The organism is Streptomyces sp. NPDC006544, from assembly GCF_040611715.1.
GTDB lineage: Bacteria > Actinomycetota > Actinomycetes > Streptomycetales > Streptomycetaceae > Streptomyces.
Window position 1 is genome coordinate 1 of sequence record NZ_JBEXOV010000206.1, and the last position, 2,322, is coordinate 2,322.

Genomic DNA, 2,322 nt, shown 5'->3' on the forward strand with positions numbered 1-2,322 from the left:
CGAGCTGGTCGCGCGGGCGCAGGCCGCCCTCGACCGGGACCTCGACCAGCTCACCGCCGAGGCCGAGGTGGTCGAGCCCGCGCTGCCGGCCTCGTACGCCCGCTGGGACAACCCGGTCTGGCACGACGCCCGGTCCGCCGCCCCGCCCGCCGAGAGCCCGCTGGCCCTGCGCCTCGGCGACCTGCACCTGCCCGAACGGCCCGGCCTGCGCATCCCCATGCTGGTCCGGGTCCCGCTGGAGCGCGGGCTGTGGATCGACAACGGCCGCACCGGCTCCGAGGCCGCCATGGCCATGGACACCGACCGGCTGCGCCGGGCCGCCATGGACATGGCCGTCGCGCACGCCGCGCGGCTGCTCGCCGCCCATCCCGCCGACCGGTTCGCCGTCCACGTCATCGACGCGGCCGGCGCCGGAGCCGCCGCGCTGGCCCCGCTGGTCCGCGCCGGGGTGCTGGCCGGGCCGCCCGCCGCCGGAGCCGCGGGGGTCACCGAGACCCTGGAGCGGCTGACCCGGCGCGTGGACCTCGTACAGATGGCGGTCCGGGCCGGGGCTCCGGAAGACCTGCCGCCCGATGTGGACACGGCCGATCAGCTGCTGATCGTGCACGACTTCCCGCACGGGTTCGACGACCGGGCCGTCACCCGTCTGCGCTACCTGGCCGACGAGGGTCCGGCGGTCGGGGTCCACCTGCTGATGGTCGCGGACCGTGACGAGGCCTCGGCCTACGGGCCGCTGCTGGATCCGCTGTGGCGCTCGCTGATGCGGCTGTCTCCCGTGCCGGACAACCACCTCGCCGACCCCTGGGTGCACCACGCGTGGACCTTCGAACCGGACCTGCCCCCGCAGGGCAGCCGGGTCCTGGACCAGGCGCTGGAGCGGGTGGCGACGGCCAGGCGCGCGGCCGGCTAGCGGTCGGCGGCGGTCGCCAGGCCGGTCGCCGGATGACCGGCCGCTGACCAGTTCTTGGCTTTCCCTTTACCTTCCCCGGGTGGCGCGGGTACGCTGGTGAGTGCGGAGGGGAGTATTCCTGCTTTCCTGTACGGCGTGCCCGTCAATACGGACTGCGATCGGTCCCGGGGCGCCGGCCCGCGGCCTCCCGGCCGTCAGGGTGGAAGAGACCTCCGGCAGCGATGACGCTGACACAGTGCTGAGCCATCTGCCGGAGGCATGTAAGCCGTGGACGTTTCCCTGACCCTCTGGGTGCTGACCATTCTTGGTCTGGGCATCCTCATCGGCGCCGATTTCTTCATCGGCCGCAAACCCCATGACGTTTCCATGAAGGAAGCCGGCATCTGGACGGTCGTCTGGATCGCCCTCGCCGCCCTCTTCGGCCTCGGCCTGCTGTTCTTCGGGCACGGCCAGGCCTCCCAGGAGTTCTTCGCCGGTTTCATCACCGAGAAGTCCCTGAGCGTGGACAACCTCTTCGTCTTCGTCCTGATCATGGCGAAGTTCGCGGTCCCCTCGCAGCTCCAGCAGCGCGTCCTGCTGGTGGGCGTCCTGATCGCCCTCGTCCTGCGCGCGATCTTCATCGCCGCGGGCGCCACGATCATCGCCAACTTCTCGTGGGTCTTCTACCTCTTCGGCGCGTTCCTCATCTACACCGCGTGGAAGCTGATCCAGGAAGCCCGCAAGGACGAGCAGGACGACGAGTTCGAGGAGAACCGCCTGCTCAAGTCGATCGAGAAGAAGTTCGGCGTCGCCGACCGTTACCACGGCACGAAGCTCTTCATCCGGGAGAACGGCAAGCGCGTCCTGACTCCGCTGATGATCGTCATGCTCGCCATCGGCACCACCGACGTGCTGTTCGCCCTGGACTCGATCCCCGCGATCTTCGGCCTCACCCAGGACCCGTACATCGTCTTCACCGCCAACGCCTTCGCCCTGATGGGCCTGCGCCAGCTGTACTTCCTCATCGGCGGCCTGCTCCAGAAGCTGGTCCACCTCAGCTACGGCCTCTCCGTCATCCTCGGCTTCATCGGCATCAAGCTCGTGCTGCACGCCCTGCACGAATCGGGTCTGCACGTACCGCAGATCTCCATCCCGGTCTCCCTGGGCGTCATCTGCGGAGTCCTCGTGATCACCACGATCACCAGCCTGATCGCCTCGAAGAAGCAGGCGGCGGCCAAGGCCGCCGCCGAACCGGAAAGCATCGACGCGGCGCCGTAACGGGCCGCCGGTCCGCGGGCCGGCCGGCCCGTCGGCCGGCCCGGACGCCGCGGGGCTAAGCGCAATGCTGGTGACTTAGGTGTCTCGGGCTCGTTGGTTGGGTTGTGGCGAGGGCGGGGCAGGTGAAGTCGTCTGCGGGCGAGCGGTTGTCGGAT

Annotated in this window: 1 protein-coding gene and 1 pseudogene; both read left to right on the forward strand. The window is 70.1% G+C overall.

What is annotated here, in order from left to right; genetic code table 11:
- Positions 1-910, forward strand: a pseudogene (locus ABZY44_RS37525) (export associated protein); the annotation flags it as partial.
- Positions 911-1,177: 267 nt separating this feature from the next.
- The gene (locus ABZY44_RS37530; protein WP_356662011.1) at positions 1,178-2,167 is read left to right on the forward strand and encodes a TerC family protein; all 990 of its coding nucleotides are present in this window, start codon (positions 1,178-1,180) and stop codon (positions 2,165-2,167) included.
- Positions 2,168-2,322: the final 155 nt, after the last annotated feature.